30 protein-coding genes are annotated in these 22,212 nt (G+C 43.6%); 26 read left to right on the top strand and 4 right to left on the bottom strand.

The window, feature by feature from the left end; genetic code table 11:
* Positions 1–7: 7 nt before the first annotated feature.
* The 11 genes from RT269_RS18875 to RT269_RS18925 all read left to right on the top strand — a co-directional run bounded on the left by RT269_RS18875 (position 8) and on the right by RT269_RS18925 (position 8,250).
* Positions 8–301 carry a DUF2577 family protein gene (locus RT269_RS18875; protein WP_313184902.1) on the top strand — a complete coding sequence of 98 codons (294 nt, stop codon included), beginning with the start codon at positions 8–10 and terminating at the stop codon, positions 299–301.
* Positions 302–309: 8 nt separating this feature from the next.
* On the top strand, positions 310–711 hold the full coding sequence (locus RT269_RS18880; protein WP_313184903.1) for a DUF2634 domain-containing protein: 402 nt from the start codon (positions 310–312) through the stop codon (positions 709–711).
* Complete coding sequence (locus tag RT269_RS18885; protein ID WP_313184905.1) at positions 708–1,760, top strand: baseplate J/gp47 family protein; 1,053 nt, start codon at positions 708–710, stop codon at positions 1,758–1,760. Before RT269_RS18880 ends, RT269_RS18885 begins: the two co-directional genes overlap by 4 nt.
* The gene (locus RT269_RS18890; protein ID WP_313184907.1) at positions 1,761–4,124 is read left to right on the top strand and encodes a pyocin knob domain-containing protein; all 2,364 of its coding nucleotides are present in this window, start codon (positions 1,761–1,763) and stop codon (positions 4,122–4,124) included.
* Positions 4,125–4,127: 3 nt separating this feature from the next.
* Positions 4,128–4,742: a YmfQ family protein gene (locus RT269_RS18895; protein ID WP_313184908.1), complete on the top strand. Its 615-nt coding sequence runs from the start codon at positions 4,128–4,130 to the stop codon at positions 4,740–4,742.
* A gap of 7 nt (positions 4,743–4,749) precedes the next feature.
* Positions 4,750–5,277 (top strand): hypothetical protein, encoded by a 528-nt coding sequence (locus RT269_RS18900; protein ID WP_313184910.1) that lies wholly within the window; start codon positions 4,750–4,752, stop codon positions 5,275–5,277.
* Between the two features lie 2 nt (positions 5,278–5,279).
* Complete coding sequence (locus tag RT269_RS18905) at positions 5,280–6,236, top strand: hypothetical protein (protein WP_313184911.1); 957 nt, start codon at positions 5,280–5,282, stop codon at positions 6,234–6,236.
* Between the two features lie 109 nt (positions 6,237–6,345).
* Positions 6,346–6,741 carry a hypothetical protein gene (locus RT269_RS18910; protein WP_313184912.1) on the top strand — a complete coding sequence of 132 codons (396 nt, stop codon included), beginning with the start codon at positions 6,346–6,348 and terminating at the stop codon, positions 6,739–6,741.
* Positions 6,742–6,745: 4 nt separating this feature from the next.
* Positions 6,746–6,883: an XkdX family protein gene (locus RT269_RS18915; protein ID WP_313184913.1), complete on the top strand. Its 138-nt coding sequence runs from the start codon at positions 6,746–6,748 to the stop codon at positions 6,881–6,883.
* Between the two features lie 11 nt (positions 6,884–6,894).
* Positions 6,895–7,317: a phage holin family protein gene (locus RT269_RS18920; RefSeq protein WP_442913830.1), complete on the top strand. Its 423-nt coding sequence runs from the start codon at positions 6,895–6,897 to the stop codon at positions 7,315–7,317.
* A gap of 69 nt (positions 7,318–7,386) precedes the next feature.
* On the top strand, positions 7,387–8,250 hold the full coding sequence (locus RT269_RS18925) for a CHAP domain-containing protein (RefSeq protein WP_313184915.1): 864 nt from the start codon (positions 7,387–7,389) through the stop codon (positions 8,248–8,250).
* A gap of 541 nt (positions 8,251–8,791) precedes the next feature.
* On the opposite strand, the gene RT269_RS18930 is transcribed toward RT269_RS18925, so the two are convergent.
* From RT269_RS18930 to RT269_RS18945, 4 genes are all read right to left on the bottom strand, one after another.
* The gene (locus tag RT269_RS18930; protein ID WP_313184917.1) at positions 8,792–10,264 is read right to left on the bottom strand and encodes a recombinase family protein; all 1,473 of its coding nucleotides are present in this window, start codon (positions 10,262–10,264) and stop codon (positions 8,792–8,794) included.
* 188 nt (positions 10,265–10,452) lie between these two features.
* Positions 10,453–10,953 carry a hypothetical protein gene (locus RT269_RS18935; RefSeq protein WP_313184918.1) on the bottom strand — a complete coding sequence of 167 codons (501 nt, stop codon included), beginning with the start codon at positions 10,951–10,953 and terminating at the stop codon, positions 10,453–10,455.
* Positions 10,954–11,017: 64 nt separating this feature from the next.
* Entirely contained in the window at positions 11,018–11,242 is a 225-nt protein-coding gene (locus tag RT269_RS18940; RefSeq protein ID WP_313184919.1) for a hypothetical protein, read from the bottom strand.
* Between the two features lie 5 nt (positions 11,243–11,247).
* Entirely contained in the window at positions 11,248–11,637 is a 390-nt protein-coding gene (locus RT269_RS18945) for a helix-turn-helix domain-containing protein (RefSeq protein WP_313184920.1), read from the bottom strand.
* A 552-nt stretch (positions 11,638–12,189) separates the two neighbouring features.
* Here RT269_RS18945 and RT269_RS18950 point away from each other — a divergent pair.
* The 15 genes from RT269_RS18950 to RT269_RS19020 form a co-directional block, all read left to right on the top strand.
* Positions 12,190–12,423, top strand: a complete 234-nt coding sequence (locus RT269_RS18950) for a hypothetical protein (RefSeq protein ID WP_313184921.1) — start codon at positions 12,190–12,192, stop codon at positions 12,421–12,423.
* A 46-nt stretch (positions 12,424–12,469) separates the two neighbouring features.
* On the top strand, positions 12,470–12,619 hold the full coding sequence (locus RT269_RS18955; protein WP_313184922.1) for a hypothetical protein: 150 nt from the start codon (positions 12,470–12,472) through the stop codon (positions 12,617–12,619).
* Positions 12,620–12,636: 17 nt separating this feature from the next.
* Positions 12,637–12,915, top strand: a complete 279-nt coding sequence (locus tag RT269_RS18960; protein ID WP_313184924.1) for a hypothetical protein — start codon at positions 12,637–12,639, stop codon at positions 12,913–12,915.
* Positions 12,912–13,124 (top strand): hypothetical protein, encoded by a 213-nt coding sequence (locus RT269_RS18965; RefSeq protein ID WP_313184926.1) that lies wholly within the window; start codon positions 12,912–12,914, stop codon positions 13,122–13,124. Before RT269_RS18960 ends, RT269_RS18965 begins: the two co-directional genes overlap by 4 nt.
* Before the next feature lie 52 nt (positions 13,125–13,176).
* Positions 13,177–13,446: a hypothetical protein gene (locus RT269_RS18970; RefSeq protein WP_313184927.1), complete on the top strand. Its 270-nt coding sequence runs from the start codon at positions 13,177–13,179 to the stop codon at positions 13,444–13,446.
* Between the two features lie 39 nt (positions 13,447–13,485).
* A complete protein-coding gene (locus RT269_RS18975; protein WP_313184928.1) occupies positions 13,486–14,121 on the top strand; it encodes a hypothetical protein in 636 nt (211 codons plus the stop codon).
* Between the two features lie 4 nt (positions 14,122–14,125).
* Complete coding sequence (locus RT269_RS18980; RefSeq protein ID WP_313184930.1) at positions 14,126–16,048, top strand: AAA family ATPase; 1,923 nt, start codon at positions 14,126–14,128, stop codon at positions 16,046–16,048.
* A gap of 3 nt (positions 16,049–16,051) precedes the next feature.
* Positions 16,052–17,020 carry a recombinase RecT gene (locus RT269_RS18985; protein ID WP_313184932.1) on the top strand — a complete coding sequence of 323 codons (969 nt, stop codon included), beginning with the start codon at positions 16,052–16,054 and terminating at the stop codon, positions 17,018–17,020.
* Entirely contained in the window at positions 17,017–17,685 is a 669-nt protein-coding gene (locus RT269_RS18990; protein WP_313184934.1) for an MBL fold metallo-hydrolase, read from the top strand. Before RT269_RS18985 ends, RT269_RS18990 begins: the two co-directional genes overlap by 4 nt.
* A gap of 14 nt (positions 17,686–17,699) precedes the next feature.
* Positions 17,700–18,122: a single-stranded DNA-binding protein gene (locus RT269_RS18995; RefSeq protein ID WP_313184945.1), complete on the top strand. Its 423-nt coding sequence runs from the start codon at positions 17,700–17,702 to the stop codon at positions 18,120–18,122.
* Between the two features lie 12 nt (positions 18,123–18,134).
* Complete coding sequence (locus RT269_RS19000; protein WP_313184936.1) at positions 18,135–18,605, top strand: ERCC4 domain-containing protein; 471 nt, start codon at positions 18,135–18,137, stop codon at positions 18,603–18,605.
* Positions 18,595–19,086, top strand: a complete 492-nt coding sequence (locus tag RT269_RS19005; RefSeq protein ID WP_313184937.1) for a CHC2 zinc finger domain-containing protein — start codon at positions 18,595–18,597, stop codon at positions 19,084–19,086. The genes RT269_RS19000 and RT269_RS19005 overlap by 11 nt, the downstream gene beginning before the upstream one ends.
* Position 19,087: 1 nt before the next feature.
* Entirely contained in the window at positions 19,088–20,974 is a 1,887-nt protein-coding gene (locus tag RT269_RS19010; protein WP_313184939.1) for a DUF927 domain-containing protein, read from the top strand.
* Positions 20,975–21,278: 304 nt separating this feature from the next.
* On the top strand, positions 21,279–21,635 hold the full coding sequence (locus RT269_RS19015) for a hypothetical protein (protein ID WP_313184941.1): 357 nt from the start codon (positions 21,279–21,281) through the stop codon (positions 21,633–21,635).
* Between the two features lie 165 nt (positions 21,636–21,800).
* Positions 21,801–22,212 (top strand): DNA adenine methylase (locus tag RT269_RS19020; RefSeq protein WP_313184943.1); only part of this gene is annotated, 412 nt, incomplete at its 3' end.

Below are 22,212 nucleotides of genomic sequence, written 5' to 3' on the forward strand. Positions count from 1 at the left end.
ATATTGCATGGAATTAATTGAACAGTTAAAGATCATTATAAATGACACTGTGAAGGCCATGGATTTGTTATCTACTGGATATGCAACTGTGATTAGAACATCCCCCTTAACCTTAAAGATACTTGCCACTCAGATGGAAGTAATAGAGCCGGTAGCCGAGCTGACTGATAATGTGAGATACAAGACCGTTACCGTGCAAGGGGAAACAGTAGTGATCAATCCAGGGTTAAGAGCGGGCGATAAGGTTCTGGTTATGAAAGCTAATTCCGGACAGAACTATATTGTAATATCGAAAGTGTAGGTGATACTATGAAAACTTTACCGGAGTTTTCTGGAGCTGATGTTTATAAATTGGAATCAAAGGAGTATCCGACAGAAACCTTTTTAATTGATGAAAGTACTGGTTGTATTAAGAAAGTTGGTGGAGGACTACCAGCCATGAAGCAGGCAATAGATATCATATTGAATGTAGAGAGGTATCAACACCAGATTTTTACATCTAATTTTGGACGGGAACTTAACAAATTAATTGGGAAGCCGCCTGAGTACGTAACAAGCATGTTAAAACGACGTATCCGGGAGGCTTTTTCTATGGATTCAAGGATCATTTCCGTGGACAATTTTATTTTTGATATAAATTTGGGTACAGTAAAATGCTCTTTTGATGTAAAAACCGTATTTGGTACGGTACCAGCGGAGGTGGAGGTTTGATAGATTTTAGTAAAAAAACTTATGCAGACATTTTAAGATCTCAGCTAAATCGGGTGCCAGATACGCTCGACAAGAGAGAGGGATCCATTGTGCAGACAGCTCTTGGACCGGCCAGCTGGTACATGGAGGGTATATATTTAGATCTTGCATTTTTTCAGAATAATGTGTATGCGGATACTGCGGCTGGCACTTATCTTGATAGATTAGCCATGCAGGTTAGAATGGAGCGAAAAAGAGCCACGCCTGCTATTAAAAAGGGCGTGTTTGACATTCAAGTCCCTATAGGATCTCGGTTCTCTGTCTTAGCCAATCCTCAATATATGACTTACCGGGTGATGGAGTTGGTAGAGAAAAAGGCGGATGATTTTGTGTATAAAATGGAGTGTGAGATAGCAGGTGAAGTTGGAAACAACTATTCCGGACAGCTCATAGCGATTGATTATATTCCGGGGCTTACATCTGCACAGCTTACCGATCTATTAAATGCGGGATCTGATGAAGAGACAGACGATGCTTTGAGGAGAAGGTTTCTTACAAAGCTCCAAAAGCCATCTACCGGAGGAAATCGGTATGATTATTATAACTGGGCCATGGAATGCGAAGGAGTAGGAGCTGCAAAGGTATTTCCCCTCGCGAATGGCCCCGGAACCGTAAAGATAGTTATTGCGGATTCTAACCGGTCTGCAGCCGGCGCTGATCTGGTAAATCTGGTTGTAGCTCATATCGAAGGAGTTCGCCCGATCGGGGCCAGTGTATCAGTGGTGTCGGCGCGGGAAAAGGAAATTAATGTATATGCAGGAATTAAGCTTAGGAACGGGCTGAACCTTGGTGCGGTTCAAAATCTGTTTAAAGAGGCACTTACGGAATACCTACAGGAGAATGCTTTTGATGTTTCATACATTAGTTTAGCCAAGGTCGGAAACCTTCTGCTTAATACAGCAGGAGTGGAGGATTTTACAGGACTACTGATCAACGGTGTGGCCGAAAATCAGGAGCTGCAGGATGAGGAAATCGCCGTACCCGGCACTATTACCTTGGAGGTGATATAGGTGGAGATCAGTAAATTTTATGAAAAGTTGAATAAAATAGAAGGCAACATCTATGTAATCGAAGAAAAGGCAGAGCTGATAGGAGGCGTCTATGATGCCCAGCTACAGCACGATAATATTAATACCTCCACCCTTTCTGTGTATACCGGGCCAAAATTGACCGGGGAGAGGATCCAGACCTATGTACTTTCTACACCGAGTCTCACCCCTTGGAAGCGTACTATACGGATATATTCGGATGTGCCAGTAGCCTATATCAGTTACGAGGCCGAAGGGGATACCGTGGAGGCGGAGGACGTCAACCAGCTGCAGGAAGAAGTAGTCCGGACCCAGGAAGCAGTTAATGAAGAAGTATCCAGAGCACAGGAAGCAGAACAGAAGATTATCGGTGATCTTGGGAAAGAGGTTGCCAGAGCGAAAACGGCAGAGCAGACGGTATCCGGGAGCTTGACCGCAGAGATTAAACGGTCTACGGGAGCAGAGCAGGAGCTTTCCTGGGGCCTGACTGCAGAAATAAACCGGGCTAAAGAGGCAGAAAGGTCAAATGCTGATAATCTGGTCACGGAGACGACAAGAGCCCTGGCTGCAGAAGAATCCATAAGAAGCACCATTCAAAGCAACAAGTCCAACTGGGATGATAAGTACACCCGTAATGAGGTGGATAATAAATTTGCTACTCTAGAAAATGACATAGATTGGAAAGAAACAGTCAATACCTATGCAGATATTGCAGTAGCTTATCCAAACCCACAGGACGGGTGGACGGTCAATGTGAAGGACACTGATTACACCTACCGCTACAACGGTACGGCATGGGTAGTCATATCGGCTAACGCCATTCCCAAGGCAACTCAAAGCGTGGACGGCCTTCTTTCAAAAGAGGATAAGACGTTATATGACGATGCAAACAGTAAAAAGCATACCCACGGGAATAAGCCCACCATTGATAAGGTCACAGAGACACTGATAGGCCAGTGGAACGAAGCTTACGTGAAAAGGCATGAGCACGAAAATAAAGGAATTCTGGACACGATTGCGCAGACCATGCTAGATAACTGGAATGCAGCTTTTATGCATGTAAGTGATGCAGTGAAGCATATTACAGCGGCAGAACGGACTAATTGGAATGATGCGGATAGCAAGAAGCATTCCCATTCCAACAAGACTATTCTTGACGGAATCACTTCTACACTGATCGTAAACTGGAATGCTGCATATACCCATATTTCTGATGCAGTAAAACACGTAACGGCTGTGGAGCGTGCGGCCTGGAATACGGTTTCTGACAAGGTAGATACGGTACCAGGAAAGGGGCTTTCCACAAACGACTATACGAGTGCTGAAAAGAATAAGCTGGCCGGTATTGCTACTGGTGCCGAGGTAAACGTACAGGCAGATTTTAATGTAACGGATACGGCCTCAGATGCCTACATAAAAAACAAACCAACATCTATGCCAGCGTCTGATGTGTCGGCTTGGGCGAAAGCATCTACTAAACCGGGTTATGCTTGGAGTGAGATCTCCGGAAAGCCGACCAGCTTCTCCCCTGCAACGCATACCCATACCAAATCACAGATAACTGATATGTCAACCAAGGTGTCTGAATTCGAGAATGATACGGGGTACATAACGGCTGCTGATATTGACACCAGCCAGAATCACACTCATGCAAATAAGAGCGTATTAGATACCATCACTCAGACATTGCTTAACAATTGGAATGCCGCTTACACCCATATCAGTAATAAAAGCAATCCCCATGGTGTGACGGCGGCACAGGTGGGGGCATTGGAATCTTTACAATTAAGTAATAGTGATAATCTCGATGAAATTAAAATACCTGGGTTTTATTTTGCCGGCGGCGGTAATGCCGTTACAGGAAAACCTAGCGGAACAGATGCATTTGGATTGCAAGTTTATAAAACCGCTAGTGGGTACGTAACTCAGGACTTAATAGCTGGAACCGGGAATCCATATAAAAGATATACCAGACAATGGAGCAACAGTGTTTGGAGTGATTGGATTCCTTTGCCAACATTTACTTCGGCTCCTGTATCCGGCCAGGTTGTTATTTCTGATGGAGTAACGGGCGGAATCAAATCTTCTGGGTTTACTATTGCAAAATCTGTGCCATCAAACGCAGCGTTTACGGATACAGTCTATACGCACCCTAACAGCGGAGTAACAGCCGGCACTTACCGATCAGTGACAGTTAATACCCAGGGGCATGTAACCAGTGGCACCAATCCCACCACACTGGCCGGCTACGGGATCACGGACGCAGCAACCAAAACCCATAATCATGACAGCGCATACTTGAAAAAGACCGGTTTGACTTGGGACGATCTGAAAGGGGTGTTGTAAGCCATGTATGGAAAAAATCAATATGGCCTGATTCAGTACGCCCAGGAGAAAAACGCCGATGAGGGGCAAAAAGACTATTATGTGGACCTTGCCCGATATGCCCCTTCCTTCCTGGCGGAGGTCCGGGAGTTGAAAGCCATTTATGAAACGGAAGGCTATACGGTGGGACTGTTGGAGCATGAACTTTCTGATCTGCTGGATCAGTGCTTTATCTCAACCGCAACCTGGGGCCTGACCCGGTGGGAGCAGGTTTATGGGTTGGTGACAAATATGGCCCTTTCCTATGAGCAGCGCCGGGAAATCCTCATGGCAAAGCTCCGAGGGCAGGGCACTACAACTCCTCAGATGATACGGGAGACAGCGGAGACGTTTTCGGGCGGAGAAATCGAAGTGATCGAGGATAATCCCCACTATCGCTTTATCGTGCGGTTTATCGGAATCAAGGGTATTCCTCGAAACATGAATGCTTTCATCGCTATGTTGGAGGATATTAAACCCGCCCATCTTTCCTATTCTTTTGAATACCGGTATACCATATGGAATGAGTTAATAAATCGAAGCTGGAACAGCGTGGCAGAGATCACCTGGGACGGTATACGAACTTTGAAGGAGGCATGATCGAAATATGAAATATACAAAGAATCTAAACATGAAGATCCCGGAGGGTGTGGATCCGATTGATATATCAGATATTACAGGGAATTTTGAGACCCTGGATGATGAAATGTCTAAAAAGGCAAATTCAACAGGAGGAGATATCTCTAGTACCACAATTAAAACCTTGGATCCGGTAGTGGAGAAATTTCCTGTCCCGGTTGCGGGAGAATCCGCAAAAGTTTTTTTGGGAAAAGTTAAAAAGTTTATAGAGGACTCCAACGCCGGACGGAAAGTACAGGAGGTCACTCTCACCGCCGCAGGCTGGAGCAGTTCAGCTCCCTACACCCAGACGGTCAGTGTGGCTGGTATAACCGAGAATGATAGACCGACAGTAGGTCTTTACCTTCCGGCTGGCATTACGGCAGCGAATGTTGACTTACAGGAGAAAGCTTATGCCTGTATAAATAGGGCGGTTTCGGGTGCAGGGAAAATAACAGTCTATTGCTATAAAAAGAAACCAACAACGGACTTTCAGATTCAAGTGAAGGGGGCGTAAGAATGGCAGAATGTATTATCTTAAAAGGCGGCGGTAGTGGTGCCGATCTGGATGTCATAACAGCCGGGGCCGGTGATGTGCTGGCCGGAAAGGTTAGCGTAGATAAAGATGGAAATCCCTTACCTGGGACCATGCCAAATAGAGGTAGTGGATATCAAAGTCCAGCCTCTGGCCTTAATGAAAAAGGATTATACTATTACATTGAGCCGGGGTATTATTCTGAAGGATCAAATAATCCTTGGGTATATAGAACAAAAGCAAATGTTGCGGCAACCCTTGGTATCGAGCCGTGGAAAATGCGCGGTGATGTAAACATATGTGGAGTACAGGGTGGGATACCTTTGCAGGGAGCTGAAGTAGGTGGTGATCGGGCCTGGGCTACTAACATGAGTAATTGGGCAGGAACTATTAATTTGGGGGTTAGGAATGGACATTTCTTAAATGGAGTCAACTGGATTCAGCGAGATATTCCGAATTATCAACCATGGAATATCAAAAAAGGTGTGGACATTGGTGGAGTTGTTGGTACGTGGGAGGGATATGTCCCTACCCCTAATGATCTTTATTTAAGAGGTAACAATATTGCGGGATGGATCAAAGGTGGAAAAGGTGGCGGCTCTTCTTATGTAATTACATTTGATGCTGGACAAATTACATATGGGGTAATGGCCGCAGATGGGTATTTGACTACCAATAGTCCTATAAATTTAACCGGATATAGTGGGGTTGCAGTTGAGGGATATCGTCCGGGAAATGCAACTACTATCACTATTCAATTAGCAACGGGAAATGGTGATTATACTCATACTAATGGGGGAATAGCAAGGGCAGATACGGCAGTAGGTGATTACTCTAATTTTACAGCATATTGTAATGTTTCGACAATCAACGCTGCTAGATATATTCACATAACTTCTATAAACTCAAGCTTTTATGTTTACAGGATTTGGTTGTATTAACTACCAAATATGATACATATAAGTAGCCACAGTAGTAGGACCCTCTGTCACTATAGAAATCCAGCCAGTCATGCTTCCTGTTTGACCACGAATGAAAGGAGTATATGATATGAAAATTTATGTTAATGAGCAATATGAAGTTTTATCATTGGATGATAAACCACAGGAGTACAGTGAGGTGTTTGAAGTGTCACAGACCCGCGAAGAAATGTTTGGGAACTTTTGTGCTGCCTGCACTCAGGGCTATAAATATGAACCCCAATACGAATTACTGTTTAATGAAGACGGTAGCAATGCCAGGGATGAGAAAACCGGGGAATTACTTTATAAACTCGATGATAATGGAGAGAAAATCTGCCAAGGATATGTCTGTTATCCCTTTGTGGATTACCGGACCCTCTTGCTGATTCAGAAGCAGTACGAGGATTCTCAGCAGCGGGTTCAGGTCCTTAACGCCCAGGTAGAGTACCTGTCCATGATGTCTGGATATGAAATGGAGGTATAAAACGATGAATAAATTTGAAAAGGTGAAAGGATTTTATGAAGCAAGTCTATGGTCCGTTGGAATGGTATGGAATGCCGTAGGACGTTGGATCACCGAAAAAGAATACCTGGATATCACCGGGAAAGAGTATAAGAAAGAGTGAGGAATATGAGAATGAAAAAAGAAGCACTTTGTATGGTAGTGGGAACTGTGGGAAGCTTCATAGCGTCATTGTTTGGGGGCTGGGATACCGGGATCGGTACCCTGGTCCTTTTTATGGTCATTGATTTTCTTTCCGGATTGGCCGTAGCCGGAATCTTTAAGAGGAGCACTAAAACAGAGACCGGGACTCTGGAATCGAAAGCAGGCTGGAAAGGACTCTGCCGCAAGGGAATGACCCTTCTGTTTGTCCTGATTGCCTACCGTCTGGATTTGGCCATCGGGACCAATTACATACGGGATATGGTGATTATAGGATTCATGGCCAATGAGTTAATTTCCATCGTAGAGAATGCTGGACTCATGGGTCTGCCGCTTCCTACAGCCCTTATTAAAGCTATTGATGTGCTTAAGAGAAAAGCAGAAGTAACAGAATAACAAGTTGTAACATCACAACTTTTGGGCCTGGGTGAATCCTGGGCCTTTTCTTATGGATCGGAGGAACCTATGAACATAGTAAAAAATTTAATAGATAAGGCCATAAACTGGACAGGCTATCTTGAAAAGAAAAGCAATGCCAGCCTTGATGATTTCACGGCGAACGCAGGAAGTAACAATTACACCTGTTTTGCGCGCGATTATAAATTACATACAGGATTGAACTACCAGGGACAGGCGTGGTGCGCCATGTTTGTGTCAGAGGTATTTGTCCAGGTATTTGGCTTAGAGACCGCTAAGAAGCTATTAGGAGACTCTCTGTACCATTACTGCCCTGATGGAGTGAACCGTTTTAAAAAGGCTGGCAGATGGCATACAAAGCCAGAGCCGGGAGACGTGATTTTCTTCACGAACGGTACCAGGGCATATCACACAGGCATAGTAATTGAGGTAACGTCTACCAAAGTAAAGACCATAGAGGGTAACACTTCCGGGGCCAGCGGCGTGATCGAGAATGGCGGGGGAGTATGCCAGAAGTCCTATGGCCTAACTGAGAGCAGGATCATGGGGTATGGGCGGCCAGACTGGAGCATTGTACTGGTGAAGAAATCGGGGTGGAAGGAAGAAGATGGAGGCTGGAGGTTTTACAATGGAGATACCGGGGAATGTATACGGAATGACTGGCACCATGATATAGAAAAGGATTTATGGTATTGGTTTGACGGGGCCGGAATGATGGTCTCAAATACCTGGTATCAATACAAGGGTGGCTGGTATTACCTCAACGCAAATGGTGTTATGCTTAAAGGTACCTTGATCGCAGAATCCGGAAAGGTTTATTGTCTGGACAGCGAGGGGAAAATGGTTGTGGAACCGGTGACGCTCACGCCGGATCAGGATGGAGCATTGCAGTATCCGGGATTGGCGAAATAGGGTCCCAAAGGAATTTGTAAGATATAATTAATAGTATGTTCCAACTCAAGAACATATATATATACTAGCAGGTACAAACTGCTGGCAATCGTGAATAGGATGGTAGGCCTCGATTCTACATAGAATGGAGGTGTTGCTCATGAAGTATTTTGACTTTAAGGACTTAATGTCTTTTGGCGCGTTCTTTCTGGCACTGCTGACATTCGTCTTAAAGATGTGTCGCTAAATGCAAAAACCTTCCCTGTACTTTGGCCGGTTGGGAAGGTTTTGCTTTTCTAATTAGCCAACCACCCTGTGGCGATTGCCTTTTTTTATTATATTATACATACTGCAAAAATATTACAAGTACAGGATACTTTTATCAACAAATTACTGCGTGTATCTGGAAATCCTGGCCCACAGAAAGTCTATATAAAAAATGCGTGACGAACTATGTTGTTTATGTTATTATTCATTTAAGAAAAGCCCCTCGGAAACTATAATCCAGGGGCTTATTTAGCATACTGAGTTTTAGAAGTCCGGGGGCCCAGACTGTAAGAACTTATGATAAATAGTAATAAAAAGAAAAACGGCTGGATTTCCGGTCAAATACGATCTTTTTTACAACACCTCTCAGCAGGTTCCCTTTTGTTTCGTAGTCCACTTCCGGATCAGAAACCATTTCATATACCGCTGATATCCGTCGGAGAAGTTCCGCCTTATCGGGCATAGATTCCGGTTCGCAGGCAGCCTTTTCACGGAATTGAACAAAGTTAGCTTCCAATTCCTCACGTTCCATCTTCAGACGTAGCTTATTTTGCTTATATTCTTCTAAGGTGTCTATTTCACTTTCGTAGGCTTCCCGGATACGACGCTCCTTGATTTCCATACGGGCCATAGCTTCCTGAAAGGCAATTTCTTCTCCCTTGACCGCCTGATCTGTTTTACGAATGTATTCATATTCTACAACTTCGGTTGAGATGACTTTTTGTAGAGAGTCAAGTACTGCCTTTTCTGCAATATGGGCAGATACGCTGCAGGAGTCAGGGTGTATACCTTTGGCATATTTCCAGCATTGGAAGAAATCGGGGCGCTTTTTCTGGTCATTGGAGCGGTTAAAGCCCAGGCTGCCACCGCAGGTACTACACTTTAAAAGTCCGGAAAGCCAATGGGCATTGGAAGAAACGTCCCTGCGGTTTACTGGCCTGTATTCGGATCTAATCCGTTTTTGTACATCGTGAAAAATAGTGCAGACTGATGGACGGGTTTCATGGGTCCCCTGAAAGGTAATTCCATTCCAATTTACTTCCCCTATATAGAAACGGTTGGTAAGAATCCGGTAGATGGAGCGGCGGTCAAAGAAGTTACTCCGACGGCTGCGGAAACCATATTGATTCGCCTCTCTTGCAATGGCGTTCATATCCTTTCCAGAATAGTAGGCCTGGAAGATATATTCTACAACAGGGTAGTTCTTCTCATCTATGATAAAGGGCTTTCCATCTCCTACAGCTAAGTAGCCCAGGCAGGGTGTGGCCTGATAGCCTGAACGCAGGGCTTTTTCCGTCATGCCACGAAGAACTTCTCCGGAAAGATTAATGGAATAGTATTCATCAAACCATTCAATGATGGTTTCTATGAGCCTGCCGAACATGCCTTCCATGATGGGCTCTGATACACTTTTAATTTCTATACCGCATTTTTTTCGGAGAATTCCTTTATAAAACGTGCTTTCTTCCTGGTTACGGGCAAACCGGGAGAATTTCCATAAATAAAGGCGGCTAAAAGGGGCCGGCTTCTGGGATTTTGCAATGGCAATCATTCGCTGGAATTCGGGCCGGTTTTCGGCTTTTCGCCCTGAGATTCCTTTTTTTTCAATAAAGATAAATTCTTTTGGAATTATAAAGCCGTCCGCTTTGGCAGAATCCATAATGACACGGGCTTGAGCATCAGGGGACAGCTCTGTCTGATCATCGGTGCTTACTCTAATATATGCGGCACCAATCTCCAAAGGGTGTGATGTAGATAAAGGTTTCATTGTATCATCTCCTGTGTGAATATATGATTTTTGGGTATAAAAAATACGCCCCTTGTCAGGACGTTCCGAAAATGATATAATTCCATTGATGAAATAGGTTATATCTTTCCGGTTCTCCTGGTAAGAGAAAATCTATGTTAAGCCGTTCGGTGTTACCAGCACCGGACGGTTTTTGCGTTATGAGGATTCTATTTGCTTAAATCAGTTACGCTTACAATATTTTCATTCCCCAAATCAACTCCAGGGGTGGTATCAATTATTTGTGATTCTCTCCAATTATATAATGCTGCTTTAGCAGTTTCACCTCTGCTGATGGCATCCATGTTTTTCTTATAATCTTCTTGGCTCATATCTGTTCTATTGTAATTAGTACAAGCTCCGGCGGAATCAAATGTATAGGTATACCCGTCCACCGTCATGGGATCCGTTTGCATTGATCCATCATAATTAAGATAATAAAATTTCTGTGTATTAGAAATCTGGATCCATCCGGACATCATATATCCATTTGAATTGAAAAAATACCATTTGCCATTTGCATCTTGTAGCCAGTTACTTTTCATGTATGTTCCATCATCATTTTGATACCACCAGCCATTAGTATCCTGCTTCCATTCTCCAGCAAAGACCGCAGTGCTCATGACTGCTGAGAGAATGGCAGTCGCGATTATTAATTTCGCCTTTTTCATCCCATTACCTCCGTAATTATATTTTATTAAAAAGCCTTAGGCTATTTTAATCTATTATCACTTATTACATGACCAATTCTATAGAATCGGCATCTTTTTTACTAAAATCATCATTGGCAATATGTAAAAGAGCGTGCTGGTATGCGAGCATCTGCCGCTCCTGGTTCAGTCTTGAATTTATTATAATAGTAAAACTCCCATCACTATTTGAGATCACTTGTTCTTCAATTCCACTGTCCATATCTAAAAAGTACACCCCAATCGCCTCTGTAAGCAATGGATTATTCATTCATATCAACACCCTTCATCATTATGTTTATCTTCCTGTTGCTTTAAAGTTTGTATAAAATCTATGTGGGCTTTAAGGCGCTCTGGAGATAGTCCCCTTGTCGCATGGAACAGCGAACGAAGTTCTGGATTTTTGAAAATCTCCTGAGCGATTTCGCGAGTTTCGTCATTAAGATAGTAATATTCTTTCTCGTTATCATCTTCTGTATTTCCGTTCATAAGGTAATCAACTGTAACACCAAGGCGGTTGGCTATTTGCTGTATTTTTGTAGCATTAGGAGTACTTTTTCCAAGTTTACTTATATACCCTTTTCCAAAATCAAGTTCTTGTTCAAGTTGGTTCATAGAAATTTCATTCTTTTTACACAAATCTTTAATGCGTTCTTTTAAGTCCATTTTGCGCTCCTCCAAAACCCTCTGAAAAAATCGCAAAAAACCCCTTGACATTCTGAAATAATCGCGTATAATGTAAGCATAAGGTTCTGAAAAAATCGCATAATTATAGCGATGAAAAATGCCTGGAAATTTTTATTAATTTTGATTGACAGCCTAATTATAGAATATTTTCAGAAGTAAGTCAATACATTTTAGCGATTTTTTCAGAATGAAAATGGAGGTGATTTTACGAGACAGGAAGAAGATCAAATAATGGTGTACGACAACATTTGTTTGGCTGCAAAAAAGTCGGGTCTATCAATTAACTTTATTGAAATTGAAGCGGGGTTGTCAGTTGGAAGCTTGTGTAAATGGAATAAGGTAAGTCCTACGGCGAGAAGTTTAAAAAAAGTCGCAAAACTATTAGACGTAACCGTAGACAGTTTACTGGAAGATGGCCCGGACGCTTAACAACACATTGAAGAAGAGGAGGTGAGACATGGTTACGGTTACATATTCGCGCAAGTCCTGCCGATACCGCAACCGTTGCTTAGATCGGAGCAGGCGATACCCATGCAAGGATTATCGGAGAAGGGCAGAAACAAGTACAAACAGTTCAGCATACAATCTACCGAAAGGGGTGACTGTATGAAAAAAGAGCCAGTTATAGAGAACTATATAGAAATTGATGGTAGGGATGTTTTAATAGAATCGCTACCCGTCGAGGAACGTGAAAGAATTGGGATTCTGATTCAGGACAGAATGATGGAACTGGTGGGATACAGAAGAAAAAATGCTTCCGGCTGAGGCCGGAGCCAGTGGACAAGCTTACTACTTCGAAAGGAGGAACCCCATGCAAAAGAACTTTGATAAATTAGATGATTACACCGACACTCGCCCGTCGCGCTTGATGGAGGGATGGAAATGGCTTATGCCCCGGCTGATAGCTGCAGCGGCCATAGTAATAATACTGGCCTACTGTGCAGTGTTGGAAGTGATGTGAGAGGAGGTGAGAGAATCATGATGAAACCTGAGTTTGAAAAGCTCATCGGCAAAATGGTCAGTAATGAAGAATACAGCACCATTGAATACGTCTACACTTGGCACCCGGCCATAAGTGAAACAGAGGGCAAAGATCAGATCGTAAGGCTTTACACAGATTACGGTATGACAGTCATTGAGGATATGGTGGAGAGAGCTGGGAAGATGGAGAAGCTCGAAGGAGAGTTAATGGTAGCTCAGAATCAGGTTACCATTATACAGAACCGGATTAAGGTGTTGAGAGGAGAGGAACCATGAAAAATCCTAAAGCAGATTTGGAATCCATCATGGATTTGTTGGCAGAGTGGCGCAAGGAGAACGGCGTGGGTTATGTGAGTATGTGGATTACCGAAAATGGAGGTGGACGAGCCTTTGACCTCGATGACGGTCCCTCACGTTATGAAGTATCTAAAGACTATGAAGAAGCAGAATCCCCAGGAGCTGTAACTCCCAGGGAATCAAGGTAACACGAAAATATTTTACACCCCTATTATACATAGGGATCAGGAGGAAATCAAGATGGAAAACTTTTTAAATTTTATGAAATCTGTAATTGAGGCCGCAAAGAAAGATGCCGAGGCTCCAGTAGAGATCTGTTTTTGCAAAGAACCGGGCCTGAATGGAAAGAGATCCACTACAGTTAAAGGACCAGATGCCGCAATTTTTGGAAGTCTGTGCGAACTGGTTCCTGCGGCAATCAAGAAAATTCCGGATAAAGATATGCAGAGGATTGCCCTTGCTCTGCTATATGAAGAGTCTATGCGTGAATTAGGATTTAGCGAGGAATAAGCCTATGGGAGGCGGATTTTTAAGGAAGGCAGGTAGACCATGTGTGAACGTGTTAGGCTTACTCCACTTACCCCGGAGGAACGGGCCTTTGCGGAAGAGAATCACGATGCCCTAGATTGGTGTATGAGGAACCAGAAACTGAATCCGGATTTGTACGATGTAGCAGCGTTTGGGTATCTTCTGGCCGTGAAGAAATGGTTTGCCCGGCCTGATCTGCAGTGCTGGTCCTTTAAGACTATCGTTAGGCAATCTGTACGCAGCTCCCTCAGCAATGAACAAAGAAAACAGGATTGCCGCATTAAGACAATCAGCCTGGATGATGTGATCCCGGGTACCGATGAATTGACCTATGGCGACACAGTGACAGGGGAAAATATTAGGTATCTTACAGGAGGTAAGGAAAAGATGGGAATGAAGATAAGTTTTGATATAAAGATTCCGGAAACGGCAAGGCTTGGGCGTACTCCGAGTGTTGAGATAGAAACAGTTGTTGAGTTTCTCGCTTCCACCCATAGAAACATGTGCTTTGAGTATGACAACGCAAAACAGGCAAACAGTAAGTCCTCTACTTTGAGAGCATGGAAGAAAAAAGAAAACCGAAACGATTTTAACATCTATAAGATGGCAGAGCGGATTTTTATAGAAAAGGTTTCTGTAAAAGAGAGGAGAAAGTAAGAGAATGAATTTGAGATTAAAGAAGATCTATATCGAAAATTTTAAAGGAATAAAGCAGTTAGCAATTGACTTTCAAGAAAAGACCGTAATTTCTGGTCAGAATGCAACAGGCAAGACAACTATAATGGACAGCTTTACATGGCTGCTTTTCAATAAAGACAGTGAAGGAAAATCTGATTTTGATATTCGCCCTAATGATAGGGAAGGCAATCCCATTGACAATGTGGTAATTAAAGTGTCGGCTGTCTTGAAAGCAGATGGGAAAGAAGTTTTACTTACCAAAGCTCAGGAGCAAAACTGGGTTAAGAAGAAGGGGAGCGAGGTATCTCAGCTGCAAGGGAATATCAATAAATATGAAATAAATAAAATCCCTAAAACAGAGAAGGACTATAAGGCTTACATAGAAGAGCTAATGAACGAGGAGCTTTTCAAGTTGATCACCAGCCCTCAGGCTTTTACATCGCTGAAATGGAAAGATCAAAGAACCATTCTCCTGAGGTTGGTCTCCGAGGTGACAGATCAAGACGTGATTGCTACAGATGAAAAATTCCTTGTAATATCGCAGACCTTACAGGAGTTTTCAGTAGATGATTTGACAGCTAAAGCAAAAAAGGCATTAAAAGAATTGAACAAAAGGCAGGCAGAGCTTCCGGCCAGGATTGATGAAGCCAGTAAGGGATTGGTTCAAGCAGATTTTGAAGCGTTTGGGGTCAAAAAGGATGAGCTTGAAAAGCAGATCCGTAGTATCGAGGAGCAGGAAACCAATGCCGAAAAAGCAGGAGAGGCCATTGCTCAGGTAAACAATGCAATCATGCAAAAGCAGTTTGACTTGGGGGAATTAAAGCGCAAAGCAAACGAACAGTTAATCAATCAAAAGCGTGAAATTCAGAAGCAGATCGATGAGGCAGATCATTCTTTTCTGGTCCTGGTAAATAATTGTGAAAAGGCCGAAAGAGAGATCCGGCGGAAGAAGGAACAGGCGGAAAGCAACCGAACTTACAGAGAAGTATTGCTTAAAAATTACAATGAGCTCCAGGCCATGGAGCTGGATGAAAATAGTTTGAACTGCCCTATGTGCGGGCATGAGCTTCCGTCAGACCTGAGAAAAACCAAGCTGGAAGAATTCCAGGCCAATAAGCAGAAGCAGCTAAACGGCGTCGTCCAGAATGGAAAACAGACAGCGGCCAACATTAAGACGCTTGAAGATGAAATCGCCGTCCTGAAAAAGTCATTAGAAGATCATAAGGCACAAAAGGTGGAGCTGAACAAACAGAAAACGGCAGCCATGGAAACTTTGAACGCCTTACCTCAGCAGGTAGATCTATCGGACAATCAGGAATGTCAGTCCCTTTCAGTAGAGATTCAGAAGCTTGAAAATCAGGTCCGGGAAATGGGGACAGGCTCGGGCTATTTAACTCAGCTCAAACAACAAAAAAATGAACTGGTTGCAGCTCTGGACAAGGTTAAGGCTACCCTGATAGGAAAAGAGAACAATCAAAGAGTGCAGACCCGTGTAGCTGAATTACAGCAGGAGCAGCGGACTACATCGCAGCTGATAGCAGATCAGGAGAAGAAGTTGTTTCTTTTGGAGGAGTTCACAAAGGCAAAGATGGACCTGCTTTCCTCCCGGATCAATGCAAAATTTAAGCTGGTCAATTTCCGCTTATTTGAGACGCAAATCAATGGAGGATACAAAGAGACATGTGAATGCATGGTGAATGGCGTTCCTTTCAGCTCTTTGAATGCAGGACATAGAGTAGTAGCCGGGTTGGACATTATTACAGCCTTACAGGAGATTTATGAGGTAACGGCGCCTATTTTTATTGATAATGCAGAGTCAGTAAATGATTTTAATATTCCCGACATGGAGGGGCAATTGATTCTCTTAAAGGTATCAGAAAATAACACATTGGAAGTGGAGGCGTAAAAAATGAGTAATGAGATCTTAACACAACAAAAGGCGGGAATGGCAAGTTTTTTGTCAAGTGATAAAGTCAAGGCAAATATTTTGCAGGTAGTAGGCCAGAAGAACACGGCGAGATTTATTGCAAGTGTGGTTTCGGCAGTACAGAATACGCCAGCATTGCAGGAATGTAGCAATAACAGCATATTAAGTGCAGCATTACTGGGGGAGGCCCTGAACCTGTCTCCCAGTCCTCAACTGGGGCAGTTTTACATGGTCCCTTACAAGAAAAAAGATCGTGAGGGTAACGTTATTTCCGTAGACGCTCAGTTCCAGCTTGGGGCCAAAGGGTACAAGCAGCTTGCTATGAGAACAGGACAGTATCTTGATCTAGACGTCATTTTCGTAAGACAAGGGGAATACCTGGGCAGGGACCGACTGACAGGAAAGCATAAATTTGAATTTATAGAAGATGATGCAATCAGGGAAGAACTTCCGGTCATTGGGTATCTGGCATATTTTGAACTTCTTAACGGATTCAGGAAACAGATTTACTGGACCAAGACAAAGATGGAAAAACATGCAGACCAGTATTCGCAAGCATTTAACTTAAATGAGGTTAAAAACAAAAATCCGAAATACAGTCGGGTTTCCTATGCGGATTTTTTAGCAGGGAATTATCCAGAGAAGGATTCCTGGAAGTATTCCAGCTTCTGGTATAAGAGTTTTGATGAAATGGCAGAAAAGACAATGATCCGGCAGCTAATTAGCAAATGGGGCATTATGAGTATTGAAATGTCAGACGCATACGAGCGGGATATGGCCGTCATAAATGAAGATGGAAGTCCTCGTTACATTGACAATGAAGCAGTGAATCAGCATGAAAGTGACCTTAATCAGGCAAATACCGTTGATTTTGAGGAAGTTCAGGAGACCGTCAGCGGGGAAGTTATTGACCAGGAAGCGGCTGGGAAGAATGGTCGTGATCCATTTTGAAATTAACTTGTTTAGGGAGCGGATCTGCGGGTAACTGCTATCTGCTCCACAATGAGACAGAGTGCTTAGTCATTGAAGCGGGGATACCATTTAAGGAAGTTAAGAAAGCCCTGGATTTTAATATCAACAAAATTGTTGGGGTACTGGTATCACACGAGCATGGTGATCACGCTATATATCTACATGAGTACATTAAGGGCGGTATTCCTGTTATGGCCCCTAGCATGGAACGTGTAACGGGGGCGCTGTCAGCGGTCAGCAAGCCCTTTTCTGTCAGGACATTTCCATTGGTGCACGATGTACCATGCACTGGTTTTTTGATTGAACATTCGGAAATTGGTAGATTGCTTTTCGTAACCGATACCGAGTATGTCAGGTACAGGTTTAAAAGTTTGAATCACATCATGATAGAGTGCAACTACAGTCAAGATCTACTGGGTAAGTCCTATCATGAAGGATTGCAGGAGCGGATTAAGCTCACACACATGGAGCTTGATACCTGCAAGGATTTTATCCGGGCAAATAAGAGCCAAGAATTAAAATCGGTCTGCTTGATGCATTTATCGGACCGGACAAGTGATGAAAAATTATTTCAAAAGGAAATTAGTGAATTGGTAGAATGTCCGGTTTATGTAGCAAATAATGGGCTGGAATATGAAATATAGAGGAGGAATGACATATCAACAAAGTATTATTAATTGGCCGACTGACCAGGGATCCGGATGTTAGATATACAGATGGCGGTCTTTCCATTGCCCGTTTTTCGGTTGCGGTCGACAGGAGATTAAAAAAGGAAAATGAGCAAACAGCAGATTTTATCGGTTGTGTGGCGTTCGGAAAAACGGCGGAATTTATCGAAAAGTATTTCTTTCAAGGTAACAAAATTGTTGTTGAGGGACACATACAGACAGGCTCTTACACGAATCAGGACAATCAGAAAGTGTACACAACAGATGTGATTGTAGAGCAGGTAGAATTTGGCGAATCCAAAAATCAAAATAGTGTTGCTAATGAAGCAAGGCCCGCGCCCAGTAGTGCGATTGGTGATGGATTTATGAAGATCCCGGACGGAGTCGAAGACGAAGGGCTTCCATTTAACTAAGGAGGTTTTTAGATGGTAATACAAATTGATTCCAGAGAAAAAGCCAGGGCAATCCGTAAAATCGTGGATACTTTCGATCAGCAAGGAGTACAGCACTTTGTCAGCAAGCTTCATGTGGGAGATTACATGAATTTCGATAACCCACGATTAATCATAGATCGGAAGCAGAATCTGACTGAGGTTGCCTCCAATGTTTGTCAGGGACACAGGCGATTTACTGATGAATTGAAAAGAGCACAGGAAATAGGCGTAAAGGTGATTATTCTGGTGGAGCATAGTAACCAGATCAAGAGTATCGACGATGTTCATAATTGGAATAATCCTCGCCTGAAGACTTCTCCTAAAGCTGTTACCGGGGAGAAGTTGGAAAAGATATTAAAAACTATGGAGCGCAAGTATGATACACAATTCTTATTCTGTGACAAATTACATACTGGCGAAAGGATAATAAAGCTGCTAGGAGGTGTCTCTGGTGACCGTTGAGGAAATCAAAGATACATATAGCATGAGTGATATTGTGGAGCGTTATGGCTTCCAGCCCAACAGGAGGGGGTTTATTCCCTGCCCCTTCCATGAGGGGGACAGGCAGGCTTCCCTTAAGGTCTATGACCGGGATTTTCATTGCCACGCTTGCGGAGTTGGCGGGGACATCTTTACTTTTGTAGAACAGATGGAAAATATTTCCTTCAAGGAGGCGTTTCAAGTCCTTGGAGGAACCTATGAAAAGCCAACTTTTGCCTCCAGGTTGATTGTTTATAAATCCCAGAAACGCCGGGACATGCTGAGAAAAGAGCGTGAGAGACATGACAGAAAGAAATGGCTCAACTGTATGCTCATAGGCATCTACCGGGCATACATGAATCGTTCGGAGCCTTTAAGTGACGTTTGGTGCGATAGTTACAATGCCTTGCAATATCAGCTTTATGTACAGGCAGAATTAAATGAGATAGAAGCGAGGTGGTAGCATGGTGCCGTTGAATGAGCTCACGGTAGAAACAATATTATCCAATGAAGTTTTGACAGAAGTTTTTGACCAGGAAGATGAGCTGTATCGGGCGGAACTTCTTGCTTCCCTCGGCGTAAAAGCTACGGAGCTAAAAGTAAAAACAGAATTCAGGGAGATGGTCGCAGCTTACAAAAGGGTTGAAAAAGAAATGAAGCGCCAGAAACGGGAAGAGAGTAAGACCCCCAGCTACCTTGATAATTGGACGAACTTTTCAGGCCCCTATGACAATATGCAGTGCAAGGAATGGCTTGCCACAGAAAACGGGATTTGCCTAAGAAACCCGTCAACAGGATATACGGACATATTAGCCTGCTATCATCCGATTCTTCCGATCGAGCGTTTGAAGAACCTGGAAACGGGCGAGGAGCAGATCAAGCTGGCATATAAACGGAATGGCCGGTGGGAGGAGATCATTGTTCCCAAGACTATGGTTACATCTGCAAATAAGATTGTGTCACTATCAGGCCGTGGGATCTCCGTTACCAGCGAGAATGCAAAGTATTTGGTGAGATATCTGGCTGACGTGGAAAATGCCAATGAGGAGCATATAGCTGTTCAGTATTCAACATCAAAGCTGGGCTGGATCCGTGGAGGATTCCTGCCTTACGATACAGAAATTGTTTTTGATGGAGACGCACGCTTCCGGCAGATTTATGAAAGCATTGGACAGGATGGAAGCCGGACGAAGTGGTTTGACCATGTGTCAGCCCTGCGTAAGGCAGGAAGAATAGAGGTCAAGTTTATGCTAGCTGCGGCATTTTCCAGTGTACTGGTGCAGCCGCTTGGGGGCCTCCCATATTTTGTTGATCTCTGGGGAGAAACGGAAGGCGGTAAGACCGTATCCCTGATGGTGGCAGCATCGGTCTGGGCTGATCCGGACGAGAGCGCTTACATAAAGGACTATAAAGGCACGGAGGTAGGCCTAGAGGCTATTTGCGACTTGTTAAATAACCTTCCCTTGATTCTGGACGATTCCAGCAAAAAGAACCGGAAAATCGAAGATAACTTTGAGGGACTGGTATATGATCTATGTTCCGGAAAGGGGAAAACCCGTTCTAACAAGGACCTGGGACTGAATCGGGAGAATCACTGGAAGAACTGCATCCTTACAAATGGAGAGCGGCCTTTAAGCTCCTATGTGACCCAGGGCGGAGCCATTAACCGTATTCTTGAAATAGAGTGCGGGGAACGTGTATTTGAAAGCCCTGGCAATACTGCAGAGTTGGTTAAGCGGAATTACGGACATGCCGGCCGAGAATTTGTTGAGGTCATAAAGGAACTGGGTATTGAGAAAATCAGGGAGATCCAGCAAGAATTTGCAAGGCAGCTGGCCGATGATGAGAAGATGCAGAAGCAGAGCCTATCCCTCTCCATTGTCCTCACGGCGGATAAGATCGCCACGGATTACCTGTTCAAAGACGGAGAGTATATCAGTCTTGAAGAAGCCAAAGAGGTCCTGGTAGACCGTAACGAGCTGTCAGATAATGAACGCTGCTATCAATTCATCCTGGACAAGGTTGCCATGAATCCGGCTAGGTTTGACATTCAGAATGAGAATGTTGAGAAGTGGGGCGTGATTGAAAACGGTTATGCCATTATCTATACCACTGCTTTTACTTCATTGTGCAAAGATGGCGGGTTCTCAAAGACCTCATTTCTTTCATGGGCGGATCGCAAAGGGTTGATTCAGGCCGAAAATAGTGGGAAAAAGATGGACAAGCTTAAAAGTTTCAAGGGAAACAAGGTGCGTTGTGTATTTCTCAAATTAAATGATGATGCAGATAAAGACGGTTTTGTAAAGATGAATAAGGTAGAAGAAGGACAGGAGGAACTCCCATTTAGATAAGATAGTAACTTTTTTGGAGTTACTGCAAAAAGCTAGGTTTTATGCGGGTTTGCGGGTGTTTTTATGGGTGGGTAACCCGGTAACCGGGAAAAGCACGCTCCTATATATAGAAAAATAAAATTACAATCTTTGTATTTTATTTAACAAAGTTTTATAAAAATGTCTCTCGCGTATGGAACATTAAAAAGTAGGTTACTGGGTTACCGTAGCTTGAAAACCATTATTTTATGCGGGTTTGAGCGGTGACCATCAAAATAAAAAAGTTGGTTACTGTAACCTAAAATCTGGTTACTGAGGTGATGTTATGACAGAAGTGAGTTTGAATGAATACCGGTATTTACTAGATCGTTTAAAGCGAAACAAGGAGAACGTTCCTCTGGAGCTTCTTATAACGAAGTATCGGAATTCTTATGATCAGCTAAAGGAAGAGCTTAGGTCCATGACAAAAGAGATCATTCAGGACATAGTGCTTAGTGGTTTGCAGATTGAGCGGATCCAGGCAAAGGAGAAATACACGGAGATCAATTCAGCGATCAGGGAATCCGGATTCTTAGAAAAGGTTAGCCATGCAGTGTTCCTCCAACAGGATGTGGATCAAGTGCTGGAATATGCTGGTCAGCTGCGGGAGATCGTTCACCGGATTGTGAAAGGAGAGCAATGAAAGAATATTGTGGAAATTGTAGATATAAAAACAGGGGCAGTTTACGGTATCCGTGCAGTACCGGAGTGTACCAGCTTTATCACTCACATAGATGTTTTATGTGGAGAAAGAGAACATGGTGGCAGCGTTTTGCTGAGAAGATTATGAGTGGAAAAGGGTGAACAAATGAAATCATTATTGCATTATCCCGGAGGTAAGAAACGGATCGCTTCATGGATAATTGGGAATATGCCAAATCACCACAGCTATCTAGATCCTTACTTTGGGGGAGGGGCTATCCTTTTCGCAAAGCCTCCTTCCAGGATCGAAACGGTGAATGACCTTGACGGTGACGTGGTTAATTTCTTCCGGGTGATACAGAATCCGGAAAGCTGTCAGGAGTTGCAGAACTGGCTTACATATACGCCGTATTCCAGGCAGGTCTATGAGGATACCTTTACAAGAGAGCCTCAGTCTCCGGTGGAGCAGGCCGGATACTTTGCAGTAAGGTCCATGCAGAGTCATGGATTCAGATTAAATGGGGATTGCGGTTGGAAGAAAGATGTTTATGGCAGGGAAGCAGCCTATGCGGTCCGGT

Source organism: Lacrimispora sp. (assembly GCF_032078915.1).
In the GTDB taxonomy this organism is placed as follows: Bacteria; Bacillota; Clostridia; order Lachnospirales; family Lachnospiraceae; genus Lacrimispora.

Bases quoted from the DNA above. Each gene is read 5' to 3' on its own strand.
- RT269_RS18875 (WP_313184902.1), top strand. From the start codon at position 8: ATGGAATTAATTGAACAGTTAAAGATCATTATAAATGACACTGTGAAG.
- RT269_RS18880 (WP_313184903.1), top strand. From the start codon at position 310: ATGAAAACTTTACCGGAGTTTTCTGGAGCTGATGTTTATAAATTGGAA.
- RT269_RS18895 (WP_313184908.1), top strand. From the start codon at position 4,128: ATGTATGGAAAAAATCAATATGGCCTGATTCAGTACGCCCAGGAGAAA.
- RT269_RS18900 (WP_313184910.1), top strand. From the start codon at position 4,750: ATGAAATATACAAAGAATCTAAACATGAAGATCCCGGAGGGTGTGGAT.
- RT269_RS18905 (WP_313184911.1), top strand. From the start codon at position 5,280: ATGGCAGAATGTATTATCTTAAAAGGCGGCGGTAGTGGTGCCGATCTG.
- RT269_RS18910 (WP_313184912.1), top strand. From the start codon at position 6,346: ATGAAAATTTATGTTAATGAGCAATATGAAGTTTTATCATTGGATGAT.
- RT269_RS18915 (WP_313184913.1), top strand. From the start codon at position 6,746: ATGAATAAATTTGAAAAGGTGAAAGGATTTTATGAAGCAAGTCTATGG.
- RT269_RS18920 (WP_442913830.1), top strand. From the start codon at position 6,895: ATGAAAAAAGAAGCACTTTGTATGGTAGTGGGAACTGTGGGAAGCTTC.
- RT269_RS18925 (WP_313184915.1), top strand. From the start codon at position 7,387: ATGAACATAGTAAAAAATTTAATAGATAAGGCCATAAACTGGACAGGC.
- RT269_RS18930 (WP_313184917.1), bottom strand. From the start codon at position 10,264: ATGAAACCTTTATCTACATCACACCCTTTGGAGATTGGTGCCGCATAT.
- RT269_RS18935 (WP_313184918.1), bottom strand. From the start codon at position 10,953: ATGAAAAAGGCGAAATTAATAATCGCGACTGCCATTCTCTCAGCAGTC.
- RT269_RS18940 (WP_313184919.1), bottom strand. From the start codon at position 11,242: ATGAATAATCCATTGCTTACAGAGGCGATTGGGGTGTACTTTTTAGAT.
- RT269_RS18945 (WP_313184920.1), bottom strand. From the start codon at position 11,637: ATGGACTTAAAAGAACGCATTAAAGATTTGTGTAAAAAGAATGAAATT.
- RT269_RS18950 (WP_313184921.1), top strand. From the start codon at position 12,190: ATGCAAGGATTATCGGAGAAGGGCAGAAACAAGTACAAACAGTTCAGC.
- RT269_RS18955 (WP_313184922.1), top strand. From the start codon at position 12,470: ATGCAAAAGAACTTTGATAAATTAGATGATTACACCGACACTCGCCCG.
- RT269_RS18960 (WP_313184924.1), top strand. From the start codon at position 12,637: ATGATGAAACCTGAGTTTGAAAAGCTCATCGGCAAAATGGTCAGTAAT.
- RT269_RS18965 (WP_313184926.1), top strand. From the start codon at position 12,912: ATGAAAAATCCTAAAGCAGATTTGGAATCCATCATGGATTTGTTGGCA.
- RT269_RS18970 (WP_313184927.1), top strand. From the start codon at position 13,177: ATGGAAAACTTTTTAAATTTTATGAAATCTGTAATTGAGGCCGCAAAG.
- RT269_RS18975 (WP_313184928.1), top strand. From the start codon at position 13,486: ATGTGTGAACGTGTTAGGCTTACTCCACTTACCCCGGAGGAACGGGCC.
- RT269_RS18980 (WP_313184930.1), top strand. From the start codon at position 14,126: ATGAATTTGAGATTAAAGAAGATCTATATCGAAAATTTTAAAGGAATA.
- RT269_RS18985 (WP_313184932.1), top strand. From the start codon at position 16,052: ATGAGTAATGAGATCTTAACACAACAAAAGGCGGGAATGGCAAGTTTT.
- RT269_RS19000 (WP_313184936.1), top strand. From the start codon at position 18,135: ATGGTAATACAAATTGATTCCAGAGAAAAAGCCAGGGCAATCCGTAAA.
- RT269_RS19010 (WP_313184939.1), top strand. From the start codon at position 19,088: ATGGTGCCGTTGAATGAGCTCACGGTAGAAACAATATTATCCAATGAA.
- RT269_RS19015 (WP_313184941.1), top strand. From the start codon at position 21,279: ATGACAGAAGTGAGTTTGAATGAATACCGGTATTTACTAGATCGTTTA.